Origin of the sequence: Microbacterium sp. 2216-1, assembly GCF_046507855.1 — a bacterium.
Taxonomy (GTDB): domain Bacteria; phylum Actinomycetota; class Actinomycetes; order Actinomycetales; family Microbacteriaceae; genus Microbacterium; species Microbacterium esteraromaticum_C.
The window spans coordinates 172,695-197,956 of the sequence record NZ_JBKFTM010000002.1 but is presented as its reverse complement, the minus strand read 5'-3'; the positions used below and the strand labels follow the sequence as shown (position 1 = coordinate 197,956).

26 protein-coding genes are annotated in these 25,262 nt (G+C 68.7%); 15 read left to right on the top strand and 11 right to left on the bottom strand.

The annotated features are described in order from the left end of the window. Nucleotides 1-11: 11 nt before the first annotated feature. The gene (locus ACLD0U_RS08805; protein ID WP_410340393.1) at nucleotides 12-599 is read right to left on the bottom strand and encodes an Lrp/AsnC family transcriptional regulator; all 588 of its coding nucleotides are present in this window, start codon (nucleotides 597-599) and stop codon (nucleotides 12-14) included. 145 nt (nucleotides 600-744) lie between these two features. Between ACLD0U_RS08805 and ACLD0U_RS08800 the strand changes: the two genes are divergently transcribed. Genes ACLD0U_RS08800 through ACLD0U_RS08780 form a run of 5 tightly spaced genes read left to right on the top strand, consistent with a single transcriptional unit; the run spans nucleotide 745 to nucleotide 5,959 of the window. Beyond that, nucleotides 745-2,340: an ABC transporter substrate-binding protein gene (locus tag ACLD0U_RS08800; RefSeq protein WP_206550900.1), complete on the top strand. Its 1,596-nt coding sequence runs from the start codon at nucleotides 745-747 to the stop codon at nucleotides 2,338-2,340. A 14-nt stretch (nucleotides 2,341-2,354) separates the two neighbouring features. Further along, nucleotides 2,355-3,416: an ABC transporter permease gene (locus tag ACLD0U_RS08795; RefSeq protein WP_179409601.1), complete on the top strand. Its 1,062-nt coding sequence runs from the start codon at nucleotides 2,355-2,357 to the stop codon at nucleotides 3,414-3,416. After that, nucleotides 3,413-4,321: an ABC transporter permease gene (locus ACLD0U_RS08790; protein ID WP_224818416.1), complete on the top strand. Its 909-nt coding sequence runs from the start codon at nucleotides 3,413-3,415 to the stop codon at nucleotides 4,319-4,321. Before ACLD0U_RS08795 ends, ACLD0U_RS08790 begins: the two co-directional genes overlap by 4 nt. After that, nucleotides 4,318-5,109 (top strand): ABC transporter ATP-binding protein, encoded by a 792-nt coding sequence (locus ACLD0U_RS08785; RefSeq protein ID WP_179409602.1) that lies wholly within the window; start codon nucleotides 4,318-4,320, stop codon nucleotides 5,107-5,109. Before ACLD0U_RS08790 ends, ACLD0U_RS08785 begins: the two co-directional genes overlap by 4 nt. Beyond that, complete coding sequence (locus ACLD0U_RS08780; protein WP_410340392.1) at nucleotides 5,102-5,959, top strand: ABC transporter ATP-binding protein; 858 nt, start codon at nucleotides 5,102-5,104, stop codon at nucleotides 5,957-5,959. Before ACLD0U_RS08785 ends, ACLD0U_RS08780 begins: the two co-directional genes overlap by 8 nt. Nucleotides 5,960-6,042: 83 nt before the next feature. Here ACLD0U_RS08780 and ACLD0U_RS08775 read toward each other — a convergent pair whose 3' ends face one another. The 4 genes from ACLD0U_RS08775 to ACLD0U_RS08760 are packed head-to-tail and all read right to left on the bottom strand — an operon-like array spanning nucleotide 6,043 to nucleotide 9,879. After that, a complete protein-coding gene (locus ACLD0U_RS08775; protein ID WP_206822552.1) occupies nucleotides 6,043-6,825 on the bottom strand; it encodes an ABC transporter ATP-binding protein in 783 nt (260 codons plus the stop codon). Continuing rightward, nucleotides 6,822-7,874: a FecCD family ABC transporter permease gene (locus ACLD0U_RS08770; RefSeq protein ID WP_206822551.1), complete on the bottom strand. Its 1,053-nt coding sequence runs from the start codon at nucleotides 7,872-7,874 to the stop codon at nucleotides 6,822-6,824. The genes ACLD0U_RS08775 and ACLD0U_RS08770 overlap by 4 nt, the downstream gene beginning before the upstream one ends. A 3-nt stretch (nucleotides 7,875-7,877) precedes the next feature. Then, nucleotides 7,878-8,882 carry a FecCD family ABC transporter permease gene (locus ACLD0U_RS08765; RefSeq protein WP_410340391.1) on the bottom strand — a complete coding sequence of 335 codons (1,005 nt, stop codon included), beginning with the start codon at nucleotides 8,880-8,882 and terminating at the stop codon, nucleotides 7,878-7,880. Between the two features lie 40 nt (nucleotides 8,883-8,922). After that, the gene (locus ACLD0U_RS08760; RefSeq protein WP_222446535.1) at nucleotides 8,923-9,879 is read right to left on the bottom strand and encodes an ABC transporter substrate-binding protein; all 957 of its coding nucleotides are present in this window, start codon (nucleotides 9,877-9,879) and stop codon (nucleotides 8,923-8,925) included. Between the two features lie 185 nt (nucleotides 9,880-10,064). On the opposite strand from ACLD0U_RS08760, the gene ACLD0U_RS08755 reads away from it, so the two are divergent. From ACLD0U_RS08755 to rplI, 9 genes are all read left to right on the top strand, one after another. Then, nucleotides 10,065-11,036: a glycosyltransferase family 2 protein gene (locus tag ACLD0U_RS08755; protein ID WP_410340390.1), complete on the top strand. Its 972-nt coding sequence runs from the start codon at nucleotides 10,065-10,067 to the stop codon at nucleotides 11,034-11,036. Continuing rightward, a complete protein-coding gene (locus ACLD0U_RS08750) occupies nucleotides 11,033-12,385 on the top strand; it encodes a polysialyltransferase family glycosyltransferase (RefSeq protein WP_410340389.1) in 1,353 nt (450 codons plus the stop codon). The genes ACLD0U_RS08755 and ACLD0U_RS08750 overlap by 4 nt, the downstream gene beginning before the upstream one ends. Further along, a complete protein-coding gene (locus tag ACLD0U_RS08745) occupies nucleotides 12,382-13,689 on the top strand; it encodes a cytidylyltransferase domain-containing protein (RefSeq protein ID WP_410340388.1) in 1,308 nt (435 codons plus the stop codon). The genes ACLD0U_RS08750 and ACLD0U_RS08745 overlap by 4 nt, the downstream gene beginning before the upstream one ends. A 122-nt stretch (nucleotides 13,690-13,811) precedes the next feature. Beyond that, the gene (locus tag ACLD0U_RS08740) at nucleotides 13,812-14,684 is read left to right on the top strand and encodes an N-acetylneuraminate synthase family protein (protein ID WP_206821422.1); all 873 of its coding nucleotides are present in this window, start codon (nucleotides 13,812-13,814) and stop codon (nucleotides 14,682-14,684) included. Continuing rightward, complete coding sequence (locus ACLD0U_RS08735) at nucleotides 14,681-16,006, top strand: DUF6716 putative glycosyltransferase (RefSeq protein WP_410340387.1); 1,326 nt, start codon at nucleotides 14,681-14,683, stop codon at nucleotides 16,004-16,006. Before ACLD0U_RS08740 ends, ACLD0U_RS08735 begins: the two co-directional genes overlap by 4 nt. Before the next feature lie 120 nt (nucleotides 16,007-16,126). Next, on the top strand, nucleotides 16,127-16,492 hold the full coding sequence (rpsF, locus tag ACLD0U_RS08730; RefSeq protein ID WP_179409612.1) for a 30S ribosomal protein S6: 366 nt from the start codon (nucleotides 16,127-16,129) through the stop codon (nucleotides 16,490-16,492). Between the two features lie 5 nt (nucleotides 16,493-16,497). Then, nucleotides 16,498-16,995, top strand: coding sequence for a single-stranded DNA-binding protein (locus tag ACLD0U_RS08725; protein ID WP_179409613.1), 498 nt, complete (start codon nucleotides 16,498-16,500; stop codon nucleotides 16,993-16,995). Nucleotides 16,996-17,052: 57 nt separating this feature from the next. Further along, nucleotides 17,053-17,307 (top strand): 30S ribosomal protein S18, encoded by a 255-nt coding sequence (rpsR, locus tag ACLD0U_RS08720; protein WP_071641238.1) that lies wholly within the window; start codon nucleotides 17,053-17,055, stop codon nucleotides 17,305-17,307. Nucleotides 17,308-17,319: 12 nt separating this feature from the next. Then, nucleotides 17,320-17,772: a 50S ribosomal protein L9 gene (gene rplI / locus ACLD0U_RS08715; protein ID WP_179409614.1), complete on the top strand. Its 453-nt coding sequence runs from the start codon at nucleotides 17,320-17,322 to the stop codon at nucleotides 17,770-17,772. Between the two features lie 121 nt (nucleotides 17,773-17,893). Here rplI and ACLD0U_RS08710 read toward each other — a convergent pair whose 3' ends face one another. The 3 genes from ACLD0U_RS08710 to ACLD0U_RS08700 all read right to left on the bottom strand — a co-directional run bounded on the left by ACLD0U_RS08710 (nucleotide 17,894) and on the right by ACLD0U_RS08700 (nucleotide 21,880). Continuing rightward, nucleotides 17,894-19,150, bottom strand: coding sequence for a hypothetical protein (locus ACLD0U_RS08710; RefSeq protein ID WP_410340386.1), 1,257 nt, complete (start codon nucleotides 19,148-19,150; stop codon nucleotides 17,894-17,896). 84 nt (nucleotides 19,151-19,234) lie between these two features. Further along, entirely contained in the window at nucleotides 19,235-20,233 is a 999-nt protein-coding gene (locus tag ACLD0U_RS08705) for a hypothetical protein (protein WP_410340385.1), read from the bottom strand. A gap of 528 nt (nucleotides 20,234-20,761) precedes the next feature. Next, on the bottom strand, nucleotides 20,762-21,880 hold the full coding sequence (locus ACLD0U_RS08700) for a hypothetical protein (protein ID WP_410340384.1): 1,119 nt from the start codon (nucleotides 21,878-21,880) through the stop codon (nucleotides 20,762-20,764). 499 nt (nucleotides 21,881-22,379) lie between these two features. Here ACLD0U_RS08700 and dnaB point away from each other — a divergent pair, with 499 nt between their 5' ends. Beyond that, on the top strand, nucleotides 22,380-23,753 hold the full coding sequence (dnaB, locus tag ACLD0U_RS08695) for a replicative DNA helicase (protein WP_179409618.1): 1,374 nt from the start codon (nucleotides 22,380-22,382) through the stop codon (nucleotides 23,751-23,753). 140 nt (nucleotides 23,754-23,893) lie between these two features. Here the strand turns inward: dnaB and ACLD0U_RS08690 are convergent, their stop codons facing one another. From ACLD0U_RS08690 to ACLD0U_RS08680, 3 genes are all read right to left on the bottom strand, one after another. After that, entirely contained in the window at nucleotides 23,894-24,232 is a 339-nt protein-coding gene (locus tag ACLD0U_RS08690) for a hypothetical protein (protein ID WP_410340383.1), read from the bottom strand. Between the two features lie 197 nt (nucleotides 24,233-24,429). Continuing rightward, nucleotides 24,430-24,951: a hypothetical protein gene (locus ACLD0U_RS08685; protein WP_410340382.1), complete on the bottom strand. Its 522-nt coding sequence runs from the start codon at nucleotides 24,949-24,951 to the stop codon at nucleotides 24,430-24,432. Nucleotides 24,952-24,959: 8 nt separating this feature from the next. Further along, the gene (locus ACLD0U_RS08680) at nucleotides 24,960-25,193 is read right to left on the bottom strand and encodes a DUF2188 domain-containing protein (RefSeq protein WP_410340381.1); all 234 of its coding nucleotides are present in this window, start codon (nucleotides 25,191-25,193) and stop codon (nucleotides 24,960-24,962) included. Nucleotides 25,194-25,262 lie beyond the last annotated feature (69 nt).

The window sequence follows — 25,262 nt, the reverse complement described above, 5'->3', positions numbered from 1 at the left end:
GGATCATCTCTTCAGCGCGGTGGCAGCGTGTTGCGGCCGGCGCTCGCCGGCGTCCACCGCGTCATCCCCAGCGGAACCTCGAGGCTTCGCTCGGGCAGATCCGTCGGCAGCAGGTAGGGCCGGCGGATCACTTCGTCCAGAACCACGACGCTGACCACCGTGCGCACCTCGGGCAGCTGGGCGATCACCCCGGTCGAGAACTCGTGCACACCGCTGACATCGGTGGCGCGAATGAGCAGCATCGCATCGTGCTCACCGGTCGTCACCGCGCAGTACTCGATATCGGGCATCTCGGCGATCTGCGCACGGAACGACGCCCAGGCCTGCGGATGCACCGTGACGAAGATCATGGCTCCGATCGACAGCCCGGCGCGGGCCGGGTCGACGCGCGCGCTGAATCCGCTGATCACCCCGTCGTTGACGAGTGCCTCGACGCGGGCGTAGGCGTTCGCCCGCGAGATGCCCACCTTCTCGGCGAGAGCTGCGATCGAAATCCGTCCGTTCTCGCGCAGAAGTTCGAGGATTCGGTATGAGACAGCATCCAAGGGAGTGGCACTTCGTCCAGAATCGCGCGCCCGTTCCGCATCAGTGCTGGACATTCTGCATTCCCACCTTCATTGGTTCGACAAGTTTCGTCTGTATGACGTTAGTCATTGGACAGATCGTCGCACATCATGCGAATGTGAACACGGTCGTCCACACCCGAGTCGACCGCACCCCACATCCCTGCCAATGGAGGTATCCATGCTGTCGACGCTGCGCAAGTCGGCGATTGCCCTCGGAGCGGTGTCGCTCCTCGCTATCACCGGCTGCTCGGGAGGAAACTCCGCCAACAGCGGCAACACGGGCGGCTCGAACTCCGCCGGTGGCTCGCTTGTCATCGACACCGCGTTCTCGGTCGAGACCGCCGACCCGGGGCACACCTACGACCCGACCGGCAACATGGTCGCCAAGGCGATCTACGAGACCCTGGTCGACTTCGAGGGCTCCGACGTCTCGACCCCGGTCCCCGGACTCGCATCGTGGGAGGCCAACGACGGCGCCACCGAGTTCACCTTCACGCTCGAAGACGGTCGCGTCTTCTCGGACGGCTCGCCGATCGAGGCGAAGGACGTCGTGTTCTCGCTGCAGCGCATCCAGGGCATGACCGACGCCAAGCCGAACTTCCTGCTCGGCGGGGTCACCATCGAAGAGGTCGACGCCAAGACGATCAGCTTCACCACCGAGACGCCGCTGCTGCAGCTGCCGGCCATCCTCGCCAACCCCGCACTGGGCATCGTCAACGCCGATGTCGTGATCGAGAACGGCGGTGCCACCGATGGCACCGACAGCGCGCAGGCTTTCCTTGACGGCGCGTCGGCCGGTTCCGGCCCGTTCGTGCTCGACACCCTCGACCTCAGCTCGCAGATCGTGCTGAAGGCGAACGAGGAGTACAACGGCGACGAAGAGCCCGCGTACGACCGCGTCGTCATCCGCAACGTCAGCGAGAGCGCCACGCAGCTCGCCAACCTCAAGGGTGGCGACTCGACCGTCGCGATGGACCTCAACGGTGACCAGGTCGCCGGCCTCGGCGAGGGCATCACGGTCGACTCGGTTCCCTCGGGTCAGACGATCTTCCTGCTGCTGAACCAGTCGGCCGACATCAACGGCGACCTGGCGAACGTGAAGCTCGCCGAGGGCATCCGCTACGCACTCGACTACCCGGCTCTGCTCGAACTCGCCGGTGCGGGCTCCGTGCAGGCAACCGGCGTCATCCCGCCCGGATTCGAGGGCGCCCTGGACGAGGGCATCACGCAGGATCTCGACAAGGCCGCCGCGGCCTTCGAGGCCGCCGGCTACACCGGCCAGACCCTCACCCTGCAGTTCCCGAACGACTACCCGGTCGGTGGCGTGGAGTTCACCCCGCTCGCCGAGCGCATCCAGGCACAGCTGAAGGATGCCGGTGTGAACGTCGAACTGGCGCCCGCGCCGTTCGCCACCGAGCTCGACGCCTACGTCAACGGCAAGGAGGGCTTCGGACTGTGGTTCTGGGGTCCCGACTACGCCGACTCGGCCAACTTCCTGCCGTTCGCACCGGGCCTGAAGGTGGGCCTGCGTTCGGGCTGGACCGCTGACGCCAACCCCGAGATCGCCGGTCTCGCCGCAGGCGCTGCCACCGCAACCGACCCCGCGCTGCGCACCAACGCGTTCACCGAGTTCGCCGAGGCCATGCAGGCCGAGGGTCCGTTCGTTCCGATGATCGTGCCCGGTCGCAACATCGCCTCCTCCGACCAGGTCGAGGGCGCTGTCTACAACTCCGTGTGGGAGATGGACATCGCCGAGATCACGCCCGCGGGCTGACAGGACCCCCTGTGATGACGACAGTGGCTGTGCAGACTCAGGCGCAGCGTAAGAAATCTCCCCTCGCGGGGTACCTGCTGCGCCGGGGCGGCACGTCTCTGCTGCTGCTGCTCGGCGTCACGATCGTGACGTTCCTCCTCACCAACCTGGTGCCCGGAGACCCTGTCTCCGCGGCACTGGGTGAGGGGGCGTCGCAGAACCCCGAGACGCGTGAGGCCTTCATCAAGGCACACGGTCTCGACCAGCCTCTGTTCGTGCAGTACTTCATCTACATGGGCAACCTGCTGCGCGGTGACCTGGGTACCTCCCTGGTCACCGGGCAGCCGGTCACGGCCGACCTGGCCAAGGCCGTACCGGCGACCATCGAGATCGCGATCTGCGCGATCATCCTCAGCCTTGCCGTCAGCCTGGTGCTCGGAACCCTGGCGGCCTACCGGCGCGGCCTGGTCACCGACCAGGTCGTGCGGGTGGTCACCCTGATCGGGCTGAGCGTCCCCACGTTCTGGCTGGCCCTGGTCAGCTTCTACTTCTTCTTCCTGAACCTCGGCATCGCTCCGGGCTCGGGACGCATCTCACCGTCGATCATCCCGCCGCCCCGCGTGACCGGGCTGTACACCATCGACTATCTGCTCAACGGCGACGCCGTGGGCTGGGCCGACGCGATGGCACACCTGGCGCTGCCGGTGATGGTGCTCTCGCTGGTGACCATCGGCCTGCTCACCCGCTTCATCCGCACCTCGGTGCTCGAAGTGCTGGCCAGCGACTACGTGCGCGCCGCCCGCGCCAAGGGCCTGCCCGCGATGCGCGTGATCGTCGACTACGTGCTGCGCGGCGCGGCACTGCCGGTGCTGACCGTCGTCGGTGTCGCCTTCGGGGCGCTGCTGTCGGGCACCGTCCTCGTCGAGTCCGTCTTCGCCTGGCCGGGCCTGGGCACCTACGCCTACAACTCGGCGGCCAACCTCGATCTGCCCGGCATCATGGGCGTCGGTCTGGTCGTCGGCATCATCTACCTGTTGATCAACTTCATCGTCGACCTGCTCTACGGAGTGCTGGATCCGAGAGTGAGGATCGCGTGAGCACCCTTGAACAACCCCGCATGCCGCGGCGTCTGAAGCTGCGCTGGCCCCGGGCCTGGCGCACGCCGCTCGGCGTCATCGGCTCGGTCATCGCCATCGCCTGGGTGATCGTCGCCTTCACCGCCCAGTGGTGGGTGCCCTACCCGCCCAACGCTCAGGTGCTGCCGCGCCTGCAGGAGCCGGGCATCGACACGCTGCTGGGCACCGACGGCAACGGCCGCGACATCTTCTCGCGTCTGATGACCGGCGCGACCGTCACCATCCCCCTCGCCCTGACACTGGTGATCGCCGCCCTGGTGATCGGTGCCACCATCGGCGCCTTGGCCGGGTACTTCGGCGGCTGGGTCGATGAGACCCTCATGCGCATCACCGACCTGTTCATGGCGTTCCCGACCGTGATCCTCGCGATGGTCGTTACCGCCTCGCTCGGACCGTCGCTGTTCAACGCCGTGATCGCCGCGGTCGTGGTGTCATGGCCGCAGTACTCCCGCGTGATGCGCAGCATCGTGTTGTCGTTGCGCGGCCAGAACTACGTCATCGCCGGGCGACTGCTCGGCCACTCGCCGGCGCGCACCCTGCTCGTCGACATTCTGCCCAACACCGCCGGCCCCCTGCTGGTGCTGGCCACCCTCGACATCGGCACGGCGATCCTGCTGCTGTCGGGACTGTCGTTCCTGGGCCTCGGCGCGCAGCCGCCGATGGCCGAATGGGGATCGATGATCTCGGCGGCCATGCAGAACTTCGACGCCTGGTGGCTCGGTGTCTTCCCGGGTCTGGCGATCCTCACCGTGGTGCTCGCCTTCAACTTCATCGGCGACGCGATGCGCGACGTGCTCGACCCGACCGCCGAGGTCACGCACGAGAAGCAGAGCGACCTGGCCGCATCGAGCGGAGGCAGCGCATGAGCATCCTCGACATCCGTGATCTCACCGTCGACATCGGCCGGCCGCTGGTCAAGGGCCTGACGCTGACGCTGGAAGCCGGACGCATCCACGGCCTGGCCGGCGAATCCGGTTCGGGCAAGACCCTCACGGCGATGGCCGTGCTCGGTCTGCTGCCCCGTCACGCGCGCACGGGCGGCTCGATCCGTCTCGGCGACACCGAGCTGATCGGCATGCGTCGGCGCGCCCTGAACACGGTGCGCGGCCGTCGCATCGCCATGGTGTTCCAGGACCCGTCCGCGTCGCTGCACCCGCAGATCCCGGTGGGCCGTCAGCTCACCGACCACATGAAGGTGCACCTCGGGCTCAAGAAGGACGCCGCTCGCGCCCGGGCGATTGAACTGCTCGAACGCGTGCAGGTGCCTGCCCCCGAGGCGGCGCTCAAGCGCTACCCGCACCAGTTCTCGGGCGGGCAGCGTCAGCGCATCGCGATCGCCTGCGCACTCGCGTGCGACCCCGACGTGCTGCTGGCCGACGAGCCGACCACCGCGCTCGACGTGACCGTGCAGGCGGGCATCCTCACCCTGCTGCGCGAACTCGCCGACGAACGGCAGATCGCGGTGCTGCTGGTCACCCACGATCTCGGCGTGATGAGTGCGATCGCCGACGAGGTGGCCGTGATGAAGGACGGTCGTCTGGTCGAGCGCGCCGACCGCGAGACCCTCTTCCGGTCGCCGCAGCACGAGTACACCCGACAGCTGCTGGCCGCCTTGCCCGGATCGAGCATCGAAGGAGACGATCAGGATGCCTGACGCGAAGGCCACCTCCGACACCGTCGTTCTCGACGCGCAGAACATCGTCGTGAGCTACCCGGGCCACCCGCCCGTCGTCGCCGTCAACGACGTCTCGATCCAGGTGCACGCCGGTGAGACGGTCGCCCTGGTCGGCGAGTCCGGCAGTGGCAAGTCGAGCCTGGCCCGCGCGGCCGTCGGCATCGAGCGCCTCGCCGGCGGTAGCGCGCGCTTTCGTGGTGAGGAGATCACCCCGCTGCGCATGCGCCGTCGTCCGAAGCGCCTGACGGGCATCCAGATGGTCTTCCAGGACCCGTCGACGTCGCTGAACCCGCGCCGCCGCGTGGGCGATCAGATCCAGGACGGCGTCGCCACCGCATTGGCCCGCGGAGCCGAAGGCTCGCGTGTGGAGGAGTGGCTGGAGCGTGTCGGCCTGCCGACGGCATCCGCCACGAAGTTCCCGCACCAGTTCTCGGGCGGGCAGAAGCAGCGCATCGCCATCGCGCGGGCACTCGCCGCGCGTCCGCAGCTGCTCGTCGCCGACGAGCCGATCTCGGCACTGGACGCATCGACGCAGACCAGCGTCGCGGCGCTCATGCGCGACCTCGTCTCGGAAGCCGGCGCGGGAATGCTGTTCATCTCGCACGACCTCGCCGTGGTGCGCCGTATCGCCGACCGCACGTTCGTGATGTTCTCCGGGCGCGTGCTCGAGTCGGGCCCGACCGATCAGCTGTGGGGCGATCCGCAGCATCCGTACACGCAGGCGCTGCTGGCAGCCATCCCCGAGCCCGACGGCGCGGGGCGGATTCCGGCCGCACCGGAGGCCGCCGAGCGGGCGCTGTGGGCCGACGTGCCCGCGGTCGCGCGCTGAGCGCTATCCCGCGACGATTCCACGTCGGACGGTGAGGGCGATCCGACAGTGTCGGATCGCCCTCACCACCCCGCGGGTCCCGCTCAGTGGTGCCACCGGGGCACCACGAGCGGGCTGCCAGATTCTGGGTCGGTGAGCACCCGGGCATCCAGACCGAAGACCTCAGCGAGCAGGCTCTCGGTGATCACCTCATCGGGGGCTCCGGTGGCGACGACGCTGCCGTCGTGCATCGCGATGATGTGATCGGCGTAGCGGGCCGCCTGATTGAGGTCGTGCAGCACCGCCACGAGCGTGTGACCGTGACTCCGATTCAGGTCGCGGCACAGCTCGAGCAGCTCCAACTGGTGGCTGAGGTCGAGATAGGTGGTCGGCTCGTCGAGCAGCAGGATCGGCGTGCTCTGGGCGAGGGCCACGGCCATCCACACCCGCTGCCGCTGCCCACCCGAGAGCTCGTCGACCATCCGGCCCGACAGGTGCCGCACACCGGTGGCGTCCATGGCGTCGGCGACAATCCGCTCGTCCTCGGGTGACCACGGCGAGAACAGCCGCTGATGCGGATACCGACCGCGCTGCACGAGATCGACCACGCGGATGCCATCGGGCGCCACGGGACCCTGCGGCAACAGACCCACCGTGCGCGCGATCTGCTTGGTGGGCTGGGCGTGCAGGGCATGGCCGTCGAGCATCACCCGCCCGCTGGTGGGCGTGAGCAGGCGGGTCAGGCTCTTCAGCAGCGTGGACTTGCCGCAGGCGTTCGGGCCGATGATCACGGTGAACCGGCCGTCGGGGATGTCGACCGAGACGTCTGTGCAGATCGTGCGGTCGGCGTAGCCGAGGGTTGCCTCTTCTACGAGCAGTCGGGTCATCGGGTCTTGCCTTCTCTCATCAGCAACCACAAGAAGTAGAGCCCGCCGATGCACACCGTGACGATGCCGACGGGAAGCGGGGAATGGGGGTGGATGCGCTGCGCCACGACGTCGGCCAGCAACAGCAGGAACGCCCCCACGGCGGCGGTGGGTGCGAGGGCGAGCCCGTCGCTCGGCACGAGCCGCCGCGCGATCTGCGGCGCGGCGAGGGCGATGAACGACACCGGCCCGATCGTCGCCGTCGCGATCGCCGTGAGCGCGACACCCACGATGACCGCCGCGACCTGAACCGAGCGCACCCGCTGGCCCAGCGCCGTGGCGAACGGCGCGCCGATGCGCATCAGCCGCATCGGGCGTGAGAGCAGACCGGCCGCCACGAGGAACACAGCGGCGGCCGCACCGGCCAGCGCGACGTGCCACCACGTGACGCCCGCCAGGCTGCCCGCACCCCACAGGCCCGCCATCAGGGCGTCCTCGACGGTGGCGGTCAGCATGAGCCAGACGTTGAACGAGGCCAGCATCGCGCTGACGCCGATGCCGACGATGATCAGGCGCACGCCGCGCACAGCGCCGCGCGTGATCGAGAGCGAGAACACCACCAGCGCGGTCGCCATGCCTCCGATCAGCGCGGCGATCATCGTCTCGACCGAGCCGCCGCGCAGCACCAGCATCACGATCAGCGCACCCGTGAACGAGCCGGTCTGAAAGCCGATCACGTCGGGCGAACCGAGCGGGTTGCCGGTGAGGTTCTGAAAGATCGCGCCACTGATCGCGAGACAGGCGCCCAACAGGATCGCCAGCAGAATGCGCGGGGCGCGCCACTCGGCGACGACCATGTTCGTGTAGTCATCGCCCGCCCCCGCGATCACCTGCAGTACCTCGCCGAGGGTGATCTGCGCCGAACCGGTGGCCATTGCGAAACAGGCGAGGGCGAACGTGGCAACCCAGAGCACCGAGCAGACGACCACCGAGCGGGCGTCGAGCATCAGCACGGGGCGCTCGGGCTTTCCGACCCGATAGACCGTGCGACCGAAATCGAGCTGTGTCATCGTTCAGACCTCCGGGACTCGTGCGCGGCGCACCATGGCGATCAGCACCGGGGCGCCGATGAAGGCGGTGACCACACCGACGGGAACCTCACCGGCGACAAGCACCCGCCCGAGCACGTCGGCGAAGCCGAGCACCGTGGGCGCCAGCACGATCGAGTAGGCCATGATCCACCCCTGATGCGGACCCACGAGCATCCGAGCGAGATGCGGAGCCATCAGCCCGATGAATCCGATGGGGCCCGCGACGGCCGTGGCACCGCCGGCGAGGAGCGCGATCGAGACGAGTGAGATCAGGCGGATGCGCTGGGGCTTGGCGCCCATGGCGATCGCCGATGCCTCGCCGAGGGCGAGCACGTCGAGAGAGCGGCTGCTCAGCAGCGCGATGACCAGCCCGATGACGATGAACGGGGCGATGGACAGCACGGCGTCGAGGGACTGCGACGCCGTGGTGCCGGCCGACCACCCGCGCATGCGCCGGAGTACATCGGAGTTCGACAGCAGCACGGCCGAGGCGAACCCCGACAGCACGGCGCCGAGGGCGACCCCGGCGAGAGTCATGCGCACGGGGCTTGACCGCACCGGGCCGCTGTTGCCGATGGCGAAGACGAGCACCGAGGTGATCAGGGCCCCGGCAAACGACCACCACATGTAGTCGGCGACGTCGGTGAGGCCGAGAAACGCGAGCCCGAACACGACGGCGAGCGAGGCTCCGGCGTTGACGCCGAGAATGCCGGGGTCGGCGAGCGGGTTGCGGGTGACCGCCTGCATCACCGCACCGGCGACGCCCAGAGCAGCGCCGGCCAGCAGCACCAGCAGCGTGCGCGGAACACGCGACTGCCAGACCACGTGCGACAGCGGGTCGGCTGGGTCGGGAGCGAACAGGAACTGGGTGATCTCGGCGGGGGACACCCCTCGCGACCCGACCAGCATGCTCAAGGCGAGAGCAGCGAGGCACAGGGCCGCGAGGGGGATGAGCCCCACGCCGCGCAGCGTCGGCGCGGTGGTCACAGGTGGCTGCGCCGTGGCATCCGTGGTTCTCACCGACGTGTCAGGCGACGTCCTCGGACGCCGTGACCAGCTCGGCCATGGCGTTCAGCCACGCGGCATACGCACTGCTGGTCATCGCGCCCTTCGAACCCCAGGGCCCCAGCTGGCCGGCCGACACCGCCGGCAGGCTCTGCCACAGCTCGGCCGTGAACGCGAAGTCGTCCGAGTACCCCTCGACGAGGATGATGTCGGCGGGGTGGGTCGATGCCTCTTCCCAGGCGACCTGCCCCCACGGGTTGCCGCTCTCGGGCTTGTCGGGTCCGATCACCGTGGCACCCAGCTCGGCGAGCAGATCCGACGGGGCGAAGCCCACGGCCGTGTAGAGCATCTCCTTTCCGGGGCTGGTGAACATGATGCCGAGGTCGTTGTCGGCGACCGCGGCGCTGAACGTCTTCTTGGCCTCTTCATAGTCGGCGTCCGCGGCGACGATGTGATCGGCTTCGACGTCGGCGCCGAAGAACGCGGCGAGGTCGCGGACGGCGGCGATCCCGGCATCCACCGAGTCGGTGTACTGCACCGGAACGAACGGCGCGACCCGCGTCAGCTGAGCGTTGACGTCGTCATCGAACCACGACCAGCCGTCGGCACCGCCGTGGCCCAGGATCGCATCGGGGCGCAGCGCGGCGAGCTTCTCGACATCGATCTCGCCGTCCTGCCCGACGCGCTCGATGTCGCTGATGTCGATGTCACCCATGACGAACGGGTTGTCGCAGTCGTAGCCGAACAGCGCCACCGGCTCGACGCCGTACTCGTGCAGCGAACTGTAGGCATAGCAGTCCATGACCAGCGTCTCGGGCTGCGCGTCGAACGTGATCGACAGGCCCGCCTCGGTCGGATGCGTCAGCACGATCTCGTCGGCGGCCTCGTCGGACGCATCCGACGAGGCGGGGCTGGAACCGCACCCGCTCAGTGCGAGGATGCTGACGGACAGGACTGCGGGCAGGGCGTATCGCTTCACAACGAGACCTTTCAGTCGGGATCGGTGCTGCCTGTCGAGGTAGTGCGAGGCGAACGGCAGCACCTGAGAAATTAGCAAAGGCTAACCTAACTCGAGATGCGGGTGGCGTGCACGCCGCTCACCCCTCAACCACCCGTTCACCCGCCGGATGCACACGCGTAACGACGGCGTCGCACGATGGGGCGGTGCGTGGCGCGTCGATGACCGTGATCGTGCCGGCCAAGGACGCCGGCGCGATGATCGGCACGACACTCGAGACGCTCACCCGGCAGTTCGACGACGACCGGGCACTCAAGCTCGTCGCGATCGACGACGGCTCCCGCGACCGCACGGGCGAGATCATGCGGCAGTACGCCGAGCGCTTCGCGCACGCCGAGGTCCTTCGCAACGAGGTGCCTCGGGGCCTTGCCACCGCCCGCAACCAGGGGCTGGCGCACGTCGAAGGCGACGCCTTCTGCTTCATCGACGGCGACGACTGGATGCAGCCCGGCCGCCTGCCCGTGCTCGCCAGCGCACTGCACGGCCTCGGCTGCGACTTCGTGCGCACCGATCACGTCACCGTCACCGGCGCCGACCGCCGCCTGGTGCGGGCGCCGATCACCCATCGCGGCGTCGTCACCGACCCCCGCGCGGCGGTGCTGCCGGTCGAGGACCGCAGCATGGTCGACTACCCCTACGCGTGGGCGGGGCTGCTGCATCGACGCGTAATCGACGAGGGCCTCGCCGATTTCAGCGACGGCCTGTTCACGGCTGAGGACCGCCCCTGGATCTGGCGGCTGCACCTGCACGCGCAACGGTTCGCCGTCGTCGACGCCCCGCACTTGCTCTACCGGCGCGGCCTGCCCGAGTCGCTGTCTCAGGCCCCCGATGCACGCCAGCTGCATTTCACCCGCGCCATGGGCGAGGTACTCGACATCGTCACGTCGGATCGCGAGGCCGAGCGGATGCTGCCCAAAGCCGTCACCACGGTGCTCGCGCTCAGCGCGCACCACCTCGTGCGGTCACGGCGGATGCCCGCCACCGTGCGCCGCGAGATGCGCCGCGGCATCGGCGACCTGCTCGCCCGCCTGCCCCGAGACCAGACCGATGCCGCGATCGCCCGGTTCGACGGGCCGCGCCGACGGGTGCTCGCCCGCACACTGCGAGGGGCCCGATGAGCAGCATCCAGATCTTCGCCCTGCACAGCCCCTACGGTCTGATGGCCGCCGTCGCCGCGCTCGAAGCGGGCCTGCTCGGCGACGCCGAGCGGCGCATCCTGGTGCCGATGAACACCGCGCACGTGCCCGAGACGGCGATCGACCTCGCCACCGCGCCCCGGTTCGCGCGCCTGCGCGCACGATTCGACACGGTCGAACCGTTGAACCCGCTGGTCGATCCGCGGCATCCGACGACCTGGGATCCCGACCCGCAGGACCTGCCGATGATCGAGCGGATGCTGCGCCGCGCATGGAACCTCGGCGACGCCCCGGTCGAACTGTTCGTGCAATCGCCGCAGGTGGCGCCCGCCCGCACGCTGATGGCCTTGTTCGCCGATGCCCGCCTCGGCGTCATCGGTGACGGACTGATGACCTATGCGCCGATCCGCAGCCTGCTGCCGCGGCAGATCACCGAACGCGTGACGCGCGTCGTGTACCCCGACGTGGTCGCGGGCGTCTCACCGCTGGTGTTCGTCGAGACCGGGGCCGGACGCGTGCCCGTACCCGCCGCCGCCTTCGGAACCGTGTTACGCGAGGTGGGGGAGGCGCGGTCCGACCCGGCGCTCGACGCGCTCGCCGCGGGGTCGGAACGCACGGCCCTGGTCATCGGCCAGTACGTGGCCGCGCTCGGGCTCGTCACCCCGGCCGAGGAAGCCGAGATGCAGGCACGGATGATCGACCGCGCCGCGGATGCCGGAGCCGAGCGGGTCGTCGTCAAACCGCACCCCTCCGCGCCACCATCGCTGGTGGGCGACCTCGCCGCCCGAGCCACGGCCCGCGGCCTGCGGTTCGATGCGTACACCGGAGACCAGCCGGCCGAGTTCGTCGCCCTGCGGCTGGGGGCCACCGACGTCATCGCCGGGTTCTCGACGGCGTTGCCCACAATCCGGGCGATCGCCGGCACGGCCGTGCACGCTGTCGGGACCGCCGAGGTACTTGCCGGCCTCACCCCCTACGAGAACAGCAATCGGATGCCCGCGACCATCGTCGACGCGATGAACCGACCCGAGTGGGACGGTCGCCTGCAACAGCTCGTCGACGCGGTCGGATACGCCATGCAGCCCGAGATCGTCGCACACCTGCGGCCGCGGGCTGTGCGGACGCTCGCCGCTCTGCCGCCGAGCGAGCGCGAACGTTACGTGCCCGCCGCGCGACTGCGCACCCTTGACCTGCCGGGGGCGCCAGAACGCACGCGGCTGCAACGTCTGCTGCCGCGCGGGGGAGTGGGCCGGATCGAAGAACTGAGGCTGACGGTCGTGGGCGCGAAGCGCCGCGCCGGGCGCGTATGGAAGGCAGCGAGCGGACGATGACGGGGACGACGACGGGCATCACAGTGGCGATCATCCCGGCGCGGGGCGGATCGAAGGGGGTTCCGGGCAAGAACCTGCGCCGTGTCGGCGGGGTGCCCCTGGTCGAGCGCGCCGTGCGTGCGGCCGCCACCGCCGACGGTATCGATCTGGTCGTGGTCAGCACCGACGATGAACGGATCGCCGCGGTCGCCCACGCCGCCGGCGCGCGCACGATCGCCCGCCCTGCCGAGTTGTCGGGTGACACCGCATCATCGGAGAGCGCCCTGCTGCATGCCCTCGACGTGCTCGAGGCGGACGGCATCCGCGTCGCCACGGTCGTGTTCGTGCAGGCGACTTCGCCGTTCCTTCCCAGCGCTGGGATCGCCGAGGCCGCCGCGCACATCGCCGCCGGGCGCTTCGACAGCGTGTTCTCGGCTCACGAGACCTACGGGTTCCTCTGGCGCCGCGACGGCGACGGGAACGCGGTCGCGATCAACCACGTCGCCGCGCACCGGCCGCGGCGACAGGATCGCGAGCCGCACTACCTCGAGACGGGGGCGTTCTACGCGTTCGACGCCGAGGGGTTCCGCGCTGCTGGGCACCGCTTCTTCGGACGCATCGGCATCGTCGAGGTGCCCGCGTCGACGGCGATCGAGATCGACGACGAGCAGCAGCTCGCCCTTGCCGACGCGCTCGCGCGGGCGGCGGGCGATGCACTCGCGCCGCACAACATCGGAGATCTGCACAATCTCGGAACGATCCCGGCGGATGGTTCCGAAACTGCGCAGAATTCCGAGCGGGCGGATGCCGGATACCGGGCGGATGCCACAAACCCAGCACCTGCCGGCATCGCCGCATCTGCCCGCATTCCGGCATCCGCTCTCGTGACCGACTTCGACGGCGTGCATACCGACGACACCGCCTTCGTCGACAGCGAGGGCCGCGAGACCGTGCGCGTCAGCCGGGAGGACGGCATGGGGGTCTCGCGGCTACGGCGCGCGGGCATCCCGATGCTCATCCTGTCCACCGAGCAGAATCCGGTGGTCGCACGCCGCGCCGAGAAGTTGCAGGTGCCGGTGCTGCACGGCGTCGACGACAAGGCGTCGGCGCTCGCCGCGTGGGCGGACGAGAACGGCATCGCCCTGGCCGATATCGCCTATGTCGGCAACGACGTCAACGACCTCGGCCCGCTGGGCCTCGTCGGCTGGCCGATCGCGGTCGCCGACGCGCACCCTGCCGTGAAGGCGGTGGCGCGCGTCGTGCTCAGTCGCGGCGGCGGACGCGGTGCCGTGCGCGAGGTGATCGAGCGGATGCTGCCGCGCTGACGACCTGTCCGACCGCCACGCTTCTGCCGAACGTCACCCTGCCGCCGCCTCGGGTTCACCTCGCCTGCGTAGACCGGGATGAACCGGCTGGAGCACCCAGCCTCGGGGGGAATGGAGTTGTCATGACCGTGAGCATCGAGGGCCGCGTGATCGGTGGGGGACACCCCACGTACGTCATCGCCGAGATCGGACTGAATCACAACGGCGACGTCGAAATCGCCAAGCGGCTGATCGATGTCGCGCGCGAGGCCGGTGCCGACGCGGTGAAGTTCCAGAAGCGCACCCCCGAGATCGCGACGCCCGAGCACATGCGCGACGTGCCGCGTGAGACGCCGTGGGGCACGATGAGCTACCTCGACTACCGCCGTCGGGTGGAGTTCGACCGCGATCAGTACATTGAGATCGGCGACTACGCGACGATGTCGGGATTGCACTGGTTCGCGTCGCCCTGGGATGTGCCCAGCGTTGGCTTTCTCGAAGACCTCAATGTCGTCGCGCACAAGGTTGCGTCCGCGAGCCTCACCGACACCGAGCTGCTGCAGGCGCTGCGTGCGACCGGCAAGCCGGTGATCCTCTCCACCGGCATGTCGACCATCGAGCAGATCGACCGCGCTCTGGAGACCCTCGGGACCGACCGCACCATCCTGCTGCACGCCACGTCGACGTACCCGATGGAGCCGGGCGAAGCGAACCTCAAGATGATCCCGACGCTGCGCGACCGCTATGCCGGAGTGCCGATCGGGTACTCGGGCCACGAGCGTGGTCTGCAGATCTCGCTGGCCGCGGTGGCGCTCGGTGCGGTCGCCGTCGAGCGGCACATCACCCTCGACCGTGCGATGTGGGGATCCGACCACGCCGCGTCGCTCGAACCGGGCGGACTGACACGCCTGGTGCGCGACATTCGGGTGATCGAGCAGGCACTCGGTGACGGCGTCAAGCGGGTCTATCAGGGCGAGCTCGCCCCGATGGCCAAGCTGCGACGCGTCAGCGCATGAGCTTTCCCGGCAGCACGCCGCCCCGTCTGCGGGTCGTGGCGATCGGCGACGCCGACTCGTTCGTGAAGTGGGCCGCCCACCTCGTCGACCAGGTCGATGACATCAGCCAGCATCTTCTGCTGGTGCAGACACCCTTGGTCGTCAGCGACGCGCAGCGCGACGCCGCGCTGGCGGGCACCCGGTTCGCGCGGCATCCGCGGTCGGTGACCCGCATCCGCTTCTCCGAGGTGACCTCGTGGCTCGCGAAGGACGCACCGGACGTGGTGGTGCTCGCCGGGCGGGCGCCGTTCGTGCGGCTGATGGGTCGCGAGATCGACCGACTGCGTCGACGCCCGGTCGTCGTGTCGGGCCTGCCGGGCATGTCGATCCCGGCGTTGCGCGGTGCGTTGGAGTACCGCCGGCACTGCGATCTGATGGTCGTGCACTCGCACCGTGAGGTTGACGCGTTCGAACGACTGGGTCGTGCGCTCGGCGTGAACGTGCCGATCGCGCTGGCGACGCTGCCGTTCGCGGGGCGCAGGCATGCCCGCAGCGGCGGCACCGATCTGGTCTTCGCCGCACAGGCGCTGGTGCCCGCCCAGCGCGAGGATCGTCGTCGCATCGCTGAGATCCTGCGCCTGGCGGCGGTCGCCGACCCGACCAGGCGGGTCGTGGTCAAGCTGCGCTCCCGCCCCGGTGAGGTCGAGGCGCACCAGGAGCGCGACGGCTACACCGACCTGCTCGACAACGCCCCCGAGAACCTCATCTTCTCGTTCGCGCCGATGCGTGAGGCACTCGACACCGCCGAGGGGCTGGTCACGGTCAGCTCGACCGCGGCGATCGAGGCGATGGCGGCCGGCGTGCCGGTGATCGCGCTCGATGAGTTCGGCGTGCAACCGGCGATGCTCAACCACGTCTTCACCGGCAGCGGCCTGCTGGGTGGCGCCGATGACGTCGTGGCGCGCCGCTTCCGGCATCCGGATCCTGCCTGGGCTGCGACGAACTACTTCCACGATCCTCGCGACTCGGGGTGGTGGGCGCAGGTGCGGATGCTGGTCGCGCAGCGCCGTCGCGGAGACTTACCCGCCCGGGTCGTGCCCGCCGAGCGCGGCGGCGCTCTGCACGCCGCCTGGCACCGCCGCCAGGTGCTCGGCGCAGAGGACACGACGTTCTCGGGGTGGGTCGCGTCGATCGCCGTCACTCCGTTGCTTGCCGCGCTGGCGCGGGTGCGGCGTCGCCGCGCGGGAGGGGCGGATGCCGTCATGGATGACGTCACGCTGGCGCCGAGCCCGCTGGTGGAGCCGATCCGGCGGCGGACGGCAGCATCGCCGCGTATCCGGTAGACTGTTGTGGTTGTCTGCCTTGTGGCATCCATTCGGGATGCGCGGGCGGGCGACGTGCAACACACCCTCCTGCTGCCGGGAAAGTCCCGGGAGCCGTTCTAGTCCGAAGGAGGTGGGTAAGTGACGCACCAGTACGAGCTCATGGTCATTCTGACCCCTGAGCTGGACGAGCGCCAGGTTGCCCCCAACCTCGACAAGTTCCTGAAGGTCATCACCAACGATGGTGGCTCGATTGACAAGGTCGACGTCTGGGGCAAGCGCCGTTTCGCCTACGAGATCAACAAGAAGAACGAGGGCATCTACGCCGTCGTCAACTTCACCGCCACGAGCGAGGCCACCCAGGAGCTCGACCGCCAGCTGAAGCTGAGCGAGCTCGTGTTCCGCACCAAGGTCCTGCGTGCCGAAGAGGCACAGGCCATGGTCGCCGCCGAGGCCAAGCGCGCCGCCGAGAAGGCAGCCCGTAAGCCCAAGGTCGCGAAGGCTTAAGTCTCATGGCCGGCGAAACCGTCATCACCGTGGTGGGCAACCTCACCGCAGACCCCGAACTGCGTTACACGCAGAACGGCCTGCCGGTGGCGAACTTCACCATCGCCTCGACGCCGCGTACGTTCGATCGTCAGGCCAACGAGTGGAAGGACGGCGAAGCGCTGTTCCTCCGCGCGTCGGTCTGGCGCGACTTCGCCGAGCACGTGGCGGGCTCGCTGACGAAGGGCATGCGTGTTGTCGCGCAGGGCCGCCTGCGTCAGCGTTCCTACCAGGATCGCGACGGCAACAACCGCACGGCCATCGAGCTGGAGGTTGACGAGATCGGTCCGTCGCTGCGATACGCGACGGCACAGGTCACGCGGGCCGCATCATCGGGCGGTGGACAGTCGCGTCCGCAGCAGCCGCAGCAGCAGGTCTCGGAGGAGCCGTGGTCGACGCCCGGTTCGTCGAGCGCTGACGCGTGGAGCACTCCGGGCAGCTTCGGCGACGACACCCCGTTCTAACTTCTGGATAGTCGGCCCACAGGGCGGCATCCGATTCTCATCTCTTAAGGAAAACTCATGGCTGGAAAGTCGAGCGGCGACCGCCGCAAGCCGCGGAAGGGTGGCAAGCCCACCGCTCCCGCGAAGTCGATCCGCGTGGGCGTCATTGACTACAAGGACGTCGCAACGCTTCGCAAGTTCATCTCGGAGCGTGGCAAGATCCGCGCCCGTCGTATCACCGGTGTCTCGGTGCAGGAGCAGCGTCTGATCGCCAAGGCGATCAAGAACGCACGCGAGATGGCGCTCCTGCCTTACGCCGGCGCTGGCCGCTAAGGGGTACCGACAATGGCAAAGCTGATTCTCACGAACGAGGTCGCCGGGCTCGGAAGCGCCGGAGACGTCATCGAGGTCAAGAACGGGTACGCCCGTAACTACCTCATCCCGCAGGGCTACGCCGTGGCGTGGACCCGTGGCGGCGCCAAGCAGGTCGAGTCGATCCAGGCGGCCCGCAAGGCCCGTGCGATCCACGACCTCGACGAGGCGAACCACCTCAAGGCGAAGCTCGAGGCCGGCAAGGTGCGCCTGGCCGTCAAGGCCGGTGGCGAGGGCCGTCTGTTCGGTTCGGTCAAGCCGGCCGACGTGGCCGACGCCGTTGCCGCTGAGGGCCTTGGCTCGATCGACAAGCGCAAGGTTCACATCCCGGCGCCGATCAAAGTCATCGGTGAGCACGAGGCGACCGTCCGTCTGCACGACGACGTCACCGCCGTGATCACCCTTCAGGTGATCGCCGCTAAGTAAGCGACAGCTGTTCGAAAGGGCGGGGTTCTTCGGAACCTCGCCCTTTCTGCGTCTGATCTCTGGGGGTGCCACATCGTGCGGGTTCGGGTGGGGAACGCCCGAACCCGCACGACAGGGGCGATCAGGCGCGCTGTGCGCGGCGCATCAGGGTGCTACCCATCAGCAGCAGCGACAGGGCCAGCAGCACCAGGGCCGGGGCGACGGCCGAACCGCCCGTCGCCGCCAGCGTCTCGCCGCCGGTCGTGGTGCCCAGCACCGTCGGCAGGGACGTGCCGGGGGATGCGACGGCGCCCGGCTCGGTGCCGGGGTCAGTTCCTGGGTCGGTGCCGGGGTCAGTTCCCGGGTCCGTATTGGGGTCGGTGCCCGGGTCTGTTCCGGGGTCGGTGCCGGGGTCGGTTCCCGGATCGGTCGACGTTCCCGGCACCGTTACCGTGCTCTCGCCCAGCACCGAGATGGCGTTGCCGCCGATCGTGATCGGCGCTGTGATGGGCAACAGCACCTGGGTACCGCCGAGCAACGACCCGAGTCCGGATGTGACCGCCCCGATCGGTGCCGTACCGCTCGGCTGACCCGCACTCACACCGGTGATGCTGCTGTGGCCGAGTACCGAGATCGCATTGCCGACCACCGTCACCGGGGCCGTGATCGGAGCGATGATCTGCGTGCCGCCGAGGATGCTGTCGGTGCCATCCGTGACCGCTCCGAGGCCCGGTGCGACCGGATCCCCGGTGGTTTCGGAAGGCGTCGCCATGTCAGCCGAGTCGTGCGACTGCGTGACGCTGCTGTGGCCGAGCACCGAGATCGCATTGCCCGACACGGTGATCGGTGCGCTCACCGACACGAGTGCCTGCGTGCCCGAGAGCACACCGCCCAGCCCCGAGGTCTGCACGGCGGATGCCGGCTCCGACGGCATCTCCGCCGGTGCCGGCTGCGGCGCCGGATCGGTCGTCACGGTTGACGTGCCGAGCACGCTCACCGCGTTGTCGACCACCGTCACCGGTACGTCGACGTCGACCACGGCTTGGCTGCCCGAACCTACTCCCGCCGCACCGCTGGTCTGAGCGGACGGCGTGGGGTCAGCAGGGGCGGATTCAGCGGGTGCGGACTCGGCCGGGGCGGATTCCTGTGCGGGCGCCGGGTCGGTGGCATCCGATTCCGACGTCACGGGGACGACGGTCTCGACGACGCTGGTGCCGAGCACCGAGACGGCGTTGCCGACGACCTGCAGCGGTGCCGTCACCGGCGCCAGGATCTGGGTGCCGCCGAGAAGGCTGTCATCACCGTTGGTCTCGGCCGCGCCGGCGGCGGATGCGCCGAGCAGCGTGATGCCGCCGGCGATGAGCGCGCCCCACAGGGCGTGCTTAGCGAAAGTGCGCATGAGTGTTTCTCCTGATCTGTACGAGGTGAGGGTGGCACGGATGTGCGCCCGAGCGTGCCGATGCGGGCATCGGCCTGCCCCTCGTCAGTCAGGAGAGACGTCGGTGTCGCCGATCGGAGACGGCGGAAGAGCGGAGTCGGCCGGTGGGCCGGCCGAGACCCCGGAGTCATGCAGATGCGACGCCGAAAGGTGCACCGCGGCGTGCCCGCCACCGACAGAACCACCCGGTCCTGCTGCCGCGCTCGCCGGGACAAGGCCCGGTGGTGGAGCGGAAGTCTGCCTCGGATGCTCGATGCCGACCGCGGTGGTAATCGTGGCGTCGCCGGAGGACGCTCGTGGGTTCGGGCCACCGGACCACGGCGTGCGGTGCGTGTCGGTCGTCGGGAGGGTGATGGCGGGCGTGGCGTTTGCGGTGGCATCCGCCGTCGTGTCGTGCGGAAGGACGGCATCCGGACCGGTGGGGAGCGCGGGCTCGCCGACGTCGGGCGTGGGGCCGGTGGGATGCTGCGGGTCGAGCGCATCGACCACGGGCGGCAGGGTGCCGTCCACGACTGGGGCGAGGTTGTCGACCACACCGTCAACGGCGCCGGCGGAGTCGTCGAGCAGATCCGTGGCGCCCAGGTCGTCGAGCACCTCGCCGACCACCGGCACCTCGCGCACCGTGTCGGTGACGGGGCGCACGACCGACGACACCGGCGCATCGGATACGACGTCAGCGACGGCATCCGTGGTCGATGAGACGGTCTGACCGACCGTGCCGAGGGCATCCGACGCGGTGGAACCGACCACCGGCACTGACGCAACGGTCTTCGCCGTCTTCGTGACCACCTGCTGCGCCGACTCGACCACGGGTTCGGTGACCGCGACGACCGCCTCGGCGGCCTTCTCAACGACCGGATCGACGACCTCGGTGACCGCACCGGTGACCAGTGACGACAGGCCCGACAGTGGGGTGGAATCGTCATCGTCGGCGTGTGCATCGCCGCCGCCGACCAGCACGGTTAACGCGGCCCAGGCGAGCACGACGAGGCCACCCCAGAGGATCACCGCGGGAACGCGGCGCCTGGAAGCCTCGACGCTCATGCCTCATCGCCCTTCGACTCAGCTCATTGCGCGAGACGTTACCGGATCGCTGAGGGGGAGTCCACCACCGTCGAAGATTCGCCATTGAACATGTGGGGCGGTGGTGGACTCTGCGACCGGCGGTGACGCGCCGGCCGCGCCCACGATCCGGAAGTAGGGGTTCCGGACCGCGGTCGGGGTGACGGGTGCCTCGTGAAGGGAGTCGAGGCACCCGCCTGGCGGTGGTGTGGGGCCGACCGCCGCGCAGCAACCGTACGGAGAGGGGGTCCGTGAACGGTGTCTGCGAGGTCGACACGACGAGGTGAGACCGGGGAGAATCACCCCGCCGCATCGACTTCTGGATCGTCGACGGCGGTCACCATCTGCGCTGGATGGGACGGGCGTCGACGGAAGTCGTTACGCGGAGGGTGCGTGAATGCCCGGGTGGGCGAGAGGCGCGAAGATGCGCATGGGAGTGCTCCTGATCAGGTCGGGTCGGTGGCGCGGTGAGCGCGCCCGCGTGTCGAGGTGAGTCGACCGGACCGGAGATCAGTCGGGGGAGCAGTCCGTCGAGCCCGCGGGCCCGGACGGGGCGCGGTCATCCGCGTGCGCGCGGACGCCGAGCAGGATGCGCGTGAGCGCGGAGTGGCCAGCGGCGGCATCGCCGGTGACCTGAAGCGGAGTGGCACCAGAGGCTCCGGCGCCGGATGTCGCCGGAGCGGCGTCGATGCCCGGCACGTCGAGCGGTTGCGGGGCGTGGGCCGGTGCGAGGTGGGCGGCTGCGGCTGATTCGGGTACGACTTCGGCAGGGCTGGTGTGCGTGGCACGCGCAAGCGGGTGCGCAGTGGGTGCGAAGCGGATGCCGTGCGAGGCGGATGCTACGGACGTGCGCGCCTCGGCGCTCGCGGACGCGCTGTTTTCGTCGTCGATGCGGTCATGGCCGTACGCGTTGCCGTTGCCGTTGCCGTTGCCGGGGTGGTCGGTGTTGCCTGGCGTGTGCGGCGTGGATGCATCGGGCTTGTTCGCGTGGCCCGGGGGATTGGTGGGCTTGGGCTTCTCGGCTGCCGATGCGTCGGATGCCGGCGCCGACGCCCCGGGGACGCCTGCCCAGTCCGGGGTGGTCTTCGGGGTGTCGGGCTGAGGCGTCGGCTTGGGCGCAACGGGCGTGGCCGGGGTGCTGGGCTTGGCCGGGGTGCTGGGCTTGGCCTCGGTGTCGGGCTTGGCCGCGGTGTCGGGCTTGGCCGGGCTTGCCGAGGAGGCGTTCTCGCCGGGCTTTCCCGCGTGCTGCGGTGTGTTCGGCGTGGCGGAGCTGCTCGGAGTGCTGGTGGTCTTGCTCGGCTTGGTGGTCGCGTTGTCCGGCTTGCTGGACGACGTTGCGGCGGCGGGCTTCGCGGCTGCGGGCTTCGCGCTCGGCGCTGGCTGCGCGTTCGGCTTGGCGTTGTTCGGCGTTGCGTTGTTCGGCTTGACGGCGGGCGTGTTGGCGGGCGTTGCGCCGCGGGTGTCGTCGGCGCTCGTCGTTGCGGGCGCCGAGGCGGCAGCATCCGAAGGTTCCTCCGCCGATGCCTGTGAGGCGCCGAAGATCGAGGCGAGAACCACCCACGCGAGCACGCCGAACGCAGCCCACAGCCACTTCACGATGCTGCGGCGATCTGCTGACGCAAGTCGCACGGCCCCTCCCCAGGGTGAGCCTCTCGCGGGCGCGCGAGAAAAACTCGATCGTGTGAAGATACCCCGACTTGTTATGCGTGTCCATACAGCCGCGCGGACTTGACCAGAACGCAACACCCGGGATGACGCGTCGACTTGACTTTCCCCAGGTTGTACACATCGGTGCGTAACCCGGGCAACCTTCAACGTTTGCTTGAACCCGATTGTCATCCACAGGGTGGGGAAACTGTAAAAACCTGTTCAGGGCTAATAAAGGCGTCAACCTTGACAACTGTCCACCGGGTTTTCCACAGGGGTTCTGCACAGACACTCCGGAGTTGTTCGCACACTCTCCACAGAGTTATCCACAGGGGCGCTTGCATGGGGATAACTCTGCTCTTACCGTGGGGGAAGCCAGGGTGTCTGTGGTTCATGTTTCGCTGTCGATAGCGGCCGGACATCCATTCGGTTCAGCGGGTCGGCGGTGCAGTTCACACCGCCTCTGCCAGGAGGGGGAACGGTGTCGATCGCAGACATCTCAGATGAGCGACTGGGCGCTTCGCGCGCACCCGAGCGGACCCCTCCGCACGACCTGCTGGCAGAGCAGAGCGCACTGGGCGGCATGCTGCTGTCGAAGGACGCCGTTGCCGATGTGATCGAGACGCTCAAGGGCGCCGACTTCTACATCCCCAAGCATGAGCTGATCTTCGAGGCGATCCTGTCGCTGTACTCGCAGGGTGAGCCCACCGACGTCGTCGCCGTTACCGACGAGCTGATCAAGACCGGTGAGCTGGGTCGGGCCGGCGGTGCCGACTACCTGCACACGCTGACGTCGATCGTGCCGACGGCAGCCAACGCGGGTTACTACGCCGGTATTGTCGCCGAGCGGTCGATCCTGCGCCGTCTGGTCGACGCCGGAACGCGCATCGTGCAGCTCGGCTACGCGGGTGAGGGCGACGCGACCGACCTGGTCAACAACGCGCAGGCTGAGATCTACTCGGTCACCGGTGCCGAGGCGGCCGAAGACTACGTGCCGCTGACCGTCGCCGTCGACGCGGCCGTCGAAGAGATCGAGGCCGCGAACGGTCGCGACGGCACGATGACGGGCATCCCCACCGGGTTCCGCGAACTCGACGAGCTCACCAACGGCCTGCACGGCGGCCAGATGATCGTCGTCGCGGCGAGGCCCGCTATGGGTAAGTCGACGCTGGCTCTGGATTTTGCGCGAGCGGCGTCGATTGGCCACAACGAGCCGTCGATCTTCTTCTCGCTCGAAATGGGCAAGAGCGAGATCGCTATGCGTCTGCTCAGCGCCGAGGGAGCCATCCCGCTGCAGAACATGCGCAAGGGAACGCTCGACCCGCGTGACTGGACGACCGTCGCCGCGACGCGTGGCCGCATCAACGATGCGCCCCTTTACATCGACGACAGCCCCAACATGACGCTCGTCGAGATTCGCGCCAAGTGTCGCCGGCTCAAGCAGCGCGCGGGTCTGCGTCTCGTCGTGATCGACTATCTGCAGCTGATGACGAGCGGTAAGCGCGTCGAGTCTCGTCAGCAGGAGGTGTCGGAGTTTTCGCGTGCGCTGAAGCTGCTTGCGAAGGAGCTTCAGGTGCCGGTGATCGCCCTGTCGCAGCTGAACCGTGGTGCCGAGCAGCGCTCAGACAAGAAGCCCGCGATCAGCGACCTGCGTGAGTCGGGCTCGATCGAGCAGGACGCCGACATGGTCATCTTGCTGCACCGCGAGGCCGCCTACGACAAGGACGTGCGCCCCGGCGAAGCCGACCTGATCGTTGCCAAGCACCGTAACGGCCCCACCGCGACCCTTACCGTCGCCTTCCAGGGCCACTACTCGCGGTTCATGGACATGGCTCCGGGTGGGGACTTTGCGTAATTGTAGGTTCCGCGTGAGGATGGCGGTTTCCACGGGCAGATGACGGGCAGTTGGCGGTTCCGCCACTTGTCGTGGACGGTCGAGATTCTCGGCTCACTGCGCCGAGAATCTGATGCCAGAGTTGTGCGTTCTGATCGGATCTACGAGGCCCAGCGTGCGCCGGCTTCGTCCCGTTCGTCCGCATAGCGACTCGCAGCTTCCCAAACGTGATTGGCGACCACCCGATACAGCAGGGTGCGCTCCCCGTGGACCTGTTCCACGAACTCGATGAACCGCGCGCGACGAAGCTTCTGAATCAGCGGGTGCACGATGCCGGGTGAGAGCTGAGTCGCATCACTGATCTGCTTCGACGAGAACGTCCGGCCGCGCAGTGAAGCGATCTCGACCATGACGCCGAACATGTGACTGTTCCCGAAGACCAGGCGGGATACCTCGGGCGCGGCTGGGCCCGTCGGTGCCATAGGTTCCACGATCGTCACTCCTTGAGTTTCGCACACGACCGCTGACGCGGAACCGGTGGAAAGCTCCGGATTCGTCGCCGCTGGCGAAACTGGCGGATCAGCTCGGCGTCGAGCCGCTCGACCTGCTGCAAGGCCACCGCCCCTCGTAGCGGCAGCTACACGGGGACGGCATCGGGCGAGGATGCCAACGCCCTACGCGATGCTGCTACACTCCGTCATCCAGCGGCCGGTCCGATAGTCGCGGATGGTAGTGTACGCCTTGAGAGCGGCGTCACCGTGGAGCAGCGGACTCTGCCCCCACTTCGTCGGTGGGAAGGTGAACCGTTGACCGGCGAGTCCGATCTGCAGCTCCATCCCGTGCTCGCGGGCTTGCTGTCCGTCCCCTCGAAGTAGTTATGCGTTGTGCTGACCCGGACATCCTCGATGGCATCCAACCCATGGACCGTGACGGTGAGCTCGCCGCTATGTGCTGTCAGTTCAACGATGTCAACAACGACGACGAACCGGTCATAGACGACCGCGAGGTTACCGATCCTCTGGTCGTCGAGCGCTCCCGTGATTGCTACCGGCTCGCGGTCGTCGTCTGCCGCGATCAGGATTGACGACACGATCCGTCCGAACCGCACCGCGTAGCTGCCGCCGTAGCCGCGAGCCTCGTCCGCCGCTTCATCCCAGCCGCGGAGGGCAGCGATCGCGTAGTACAGCCGGTCGGAGGCCTTGAGCTCGTCGTTCGACATGCGCATCTTCAGCCCTTCGGAGGGAACGGGTCCTTCTTGCCGATCGTGTCTGTGTTTCGAATCTGGTTGTTGTCTTTGCGGTGGTCGCGTACCTCTCCACCACCGCTGCGGCTTGCGAAGCCGACTGCAGCGTCATGAGCTTCCGCCTGAGTGTCGTAGCGGCCCGCTGCCTTGCCGGCGCCGGCGCGCTTCGCTCCCCAGTCGCCCTTGTCCTTGTCGTACTGCACGTCGTAGTCAGCCACCTGCGTCCCCTAACGATGTCGCGTGGTCTGTGTGCATCCACGATACGAGGGGCCGCCGACGTTGAATCC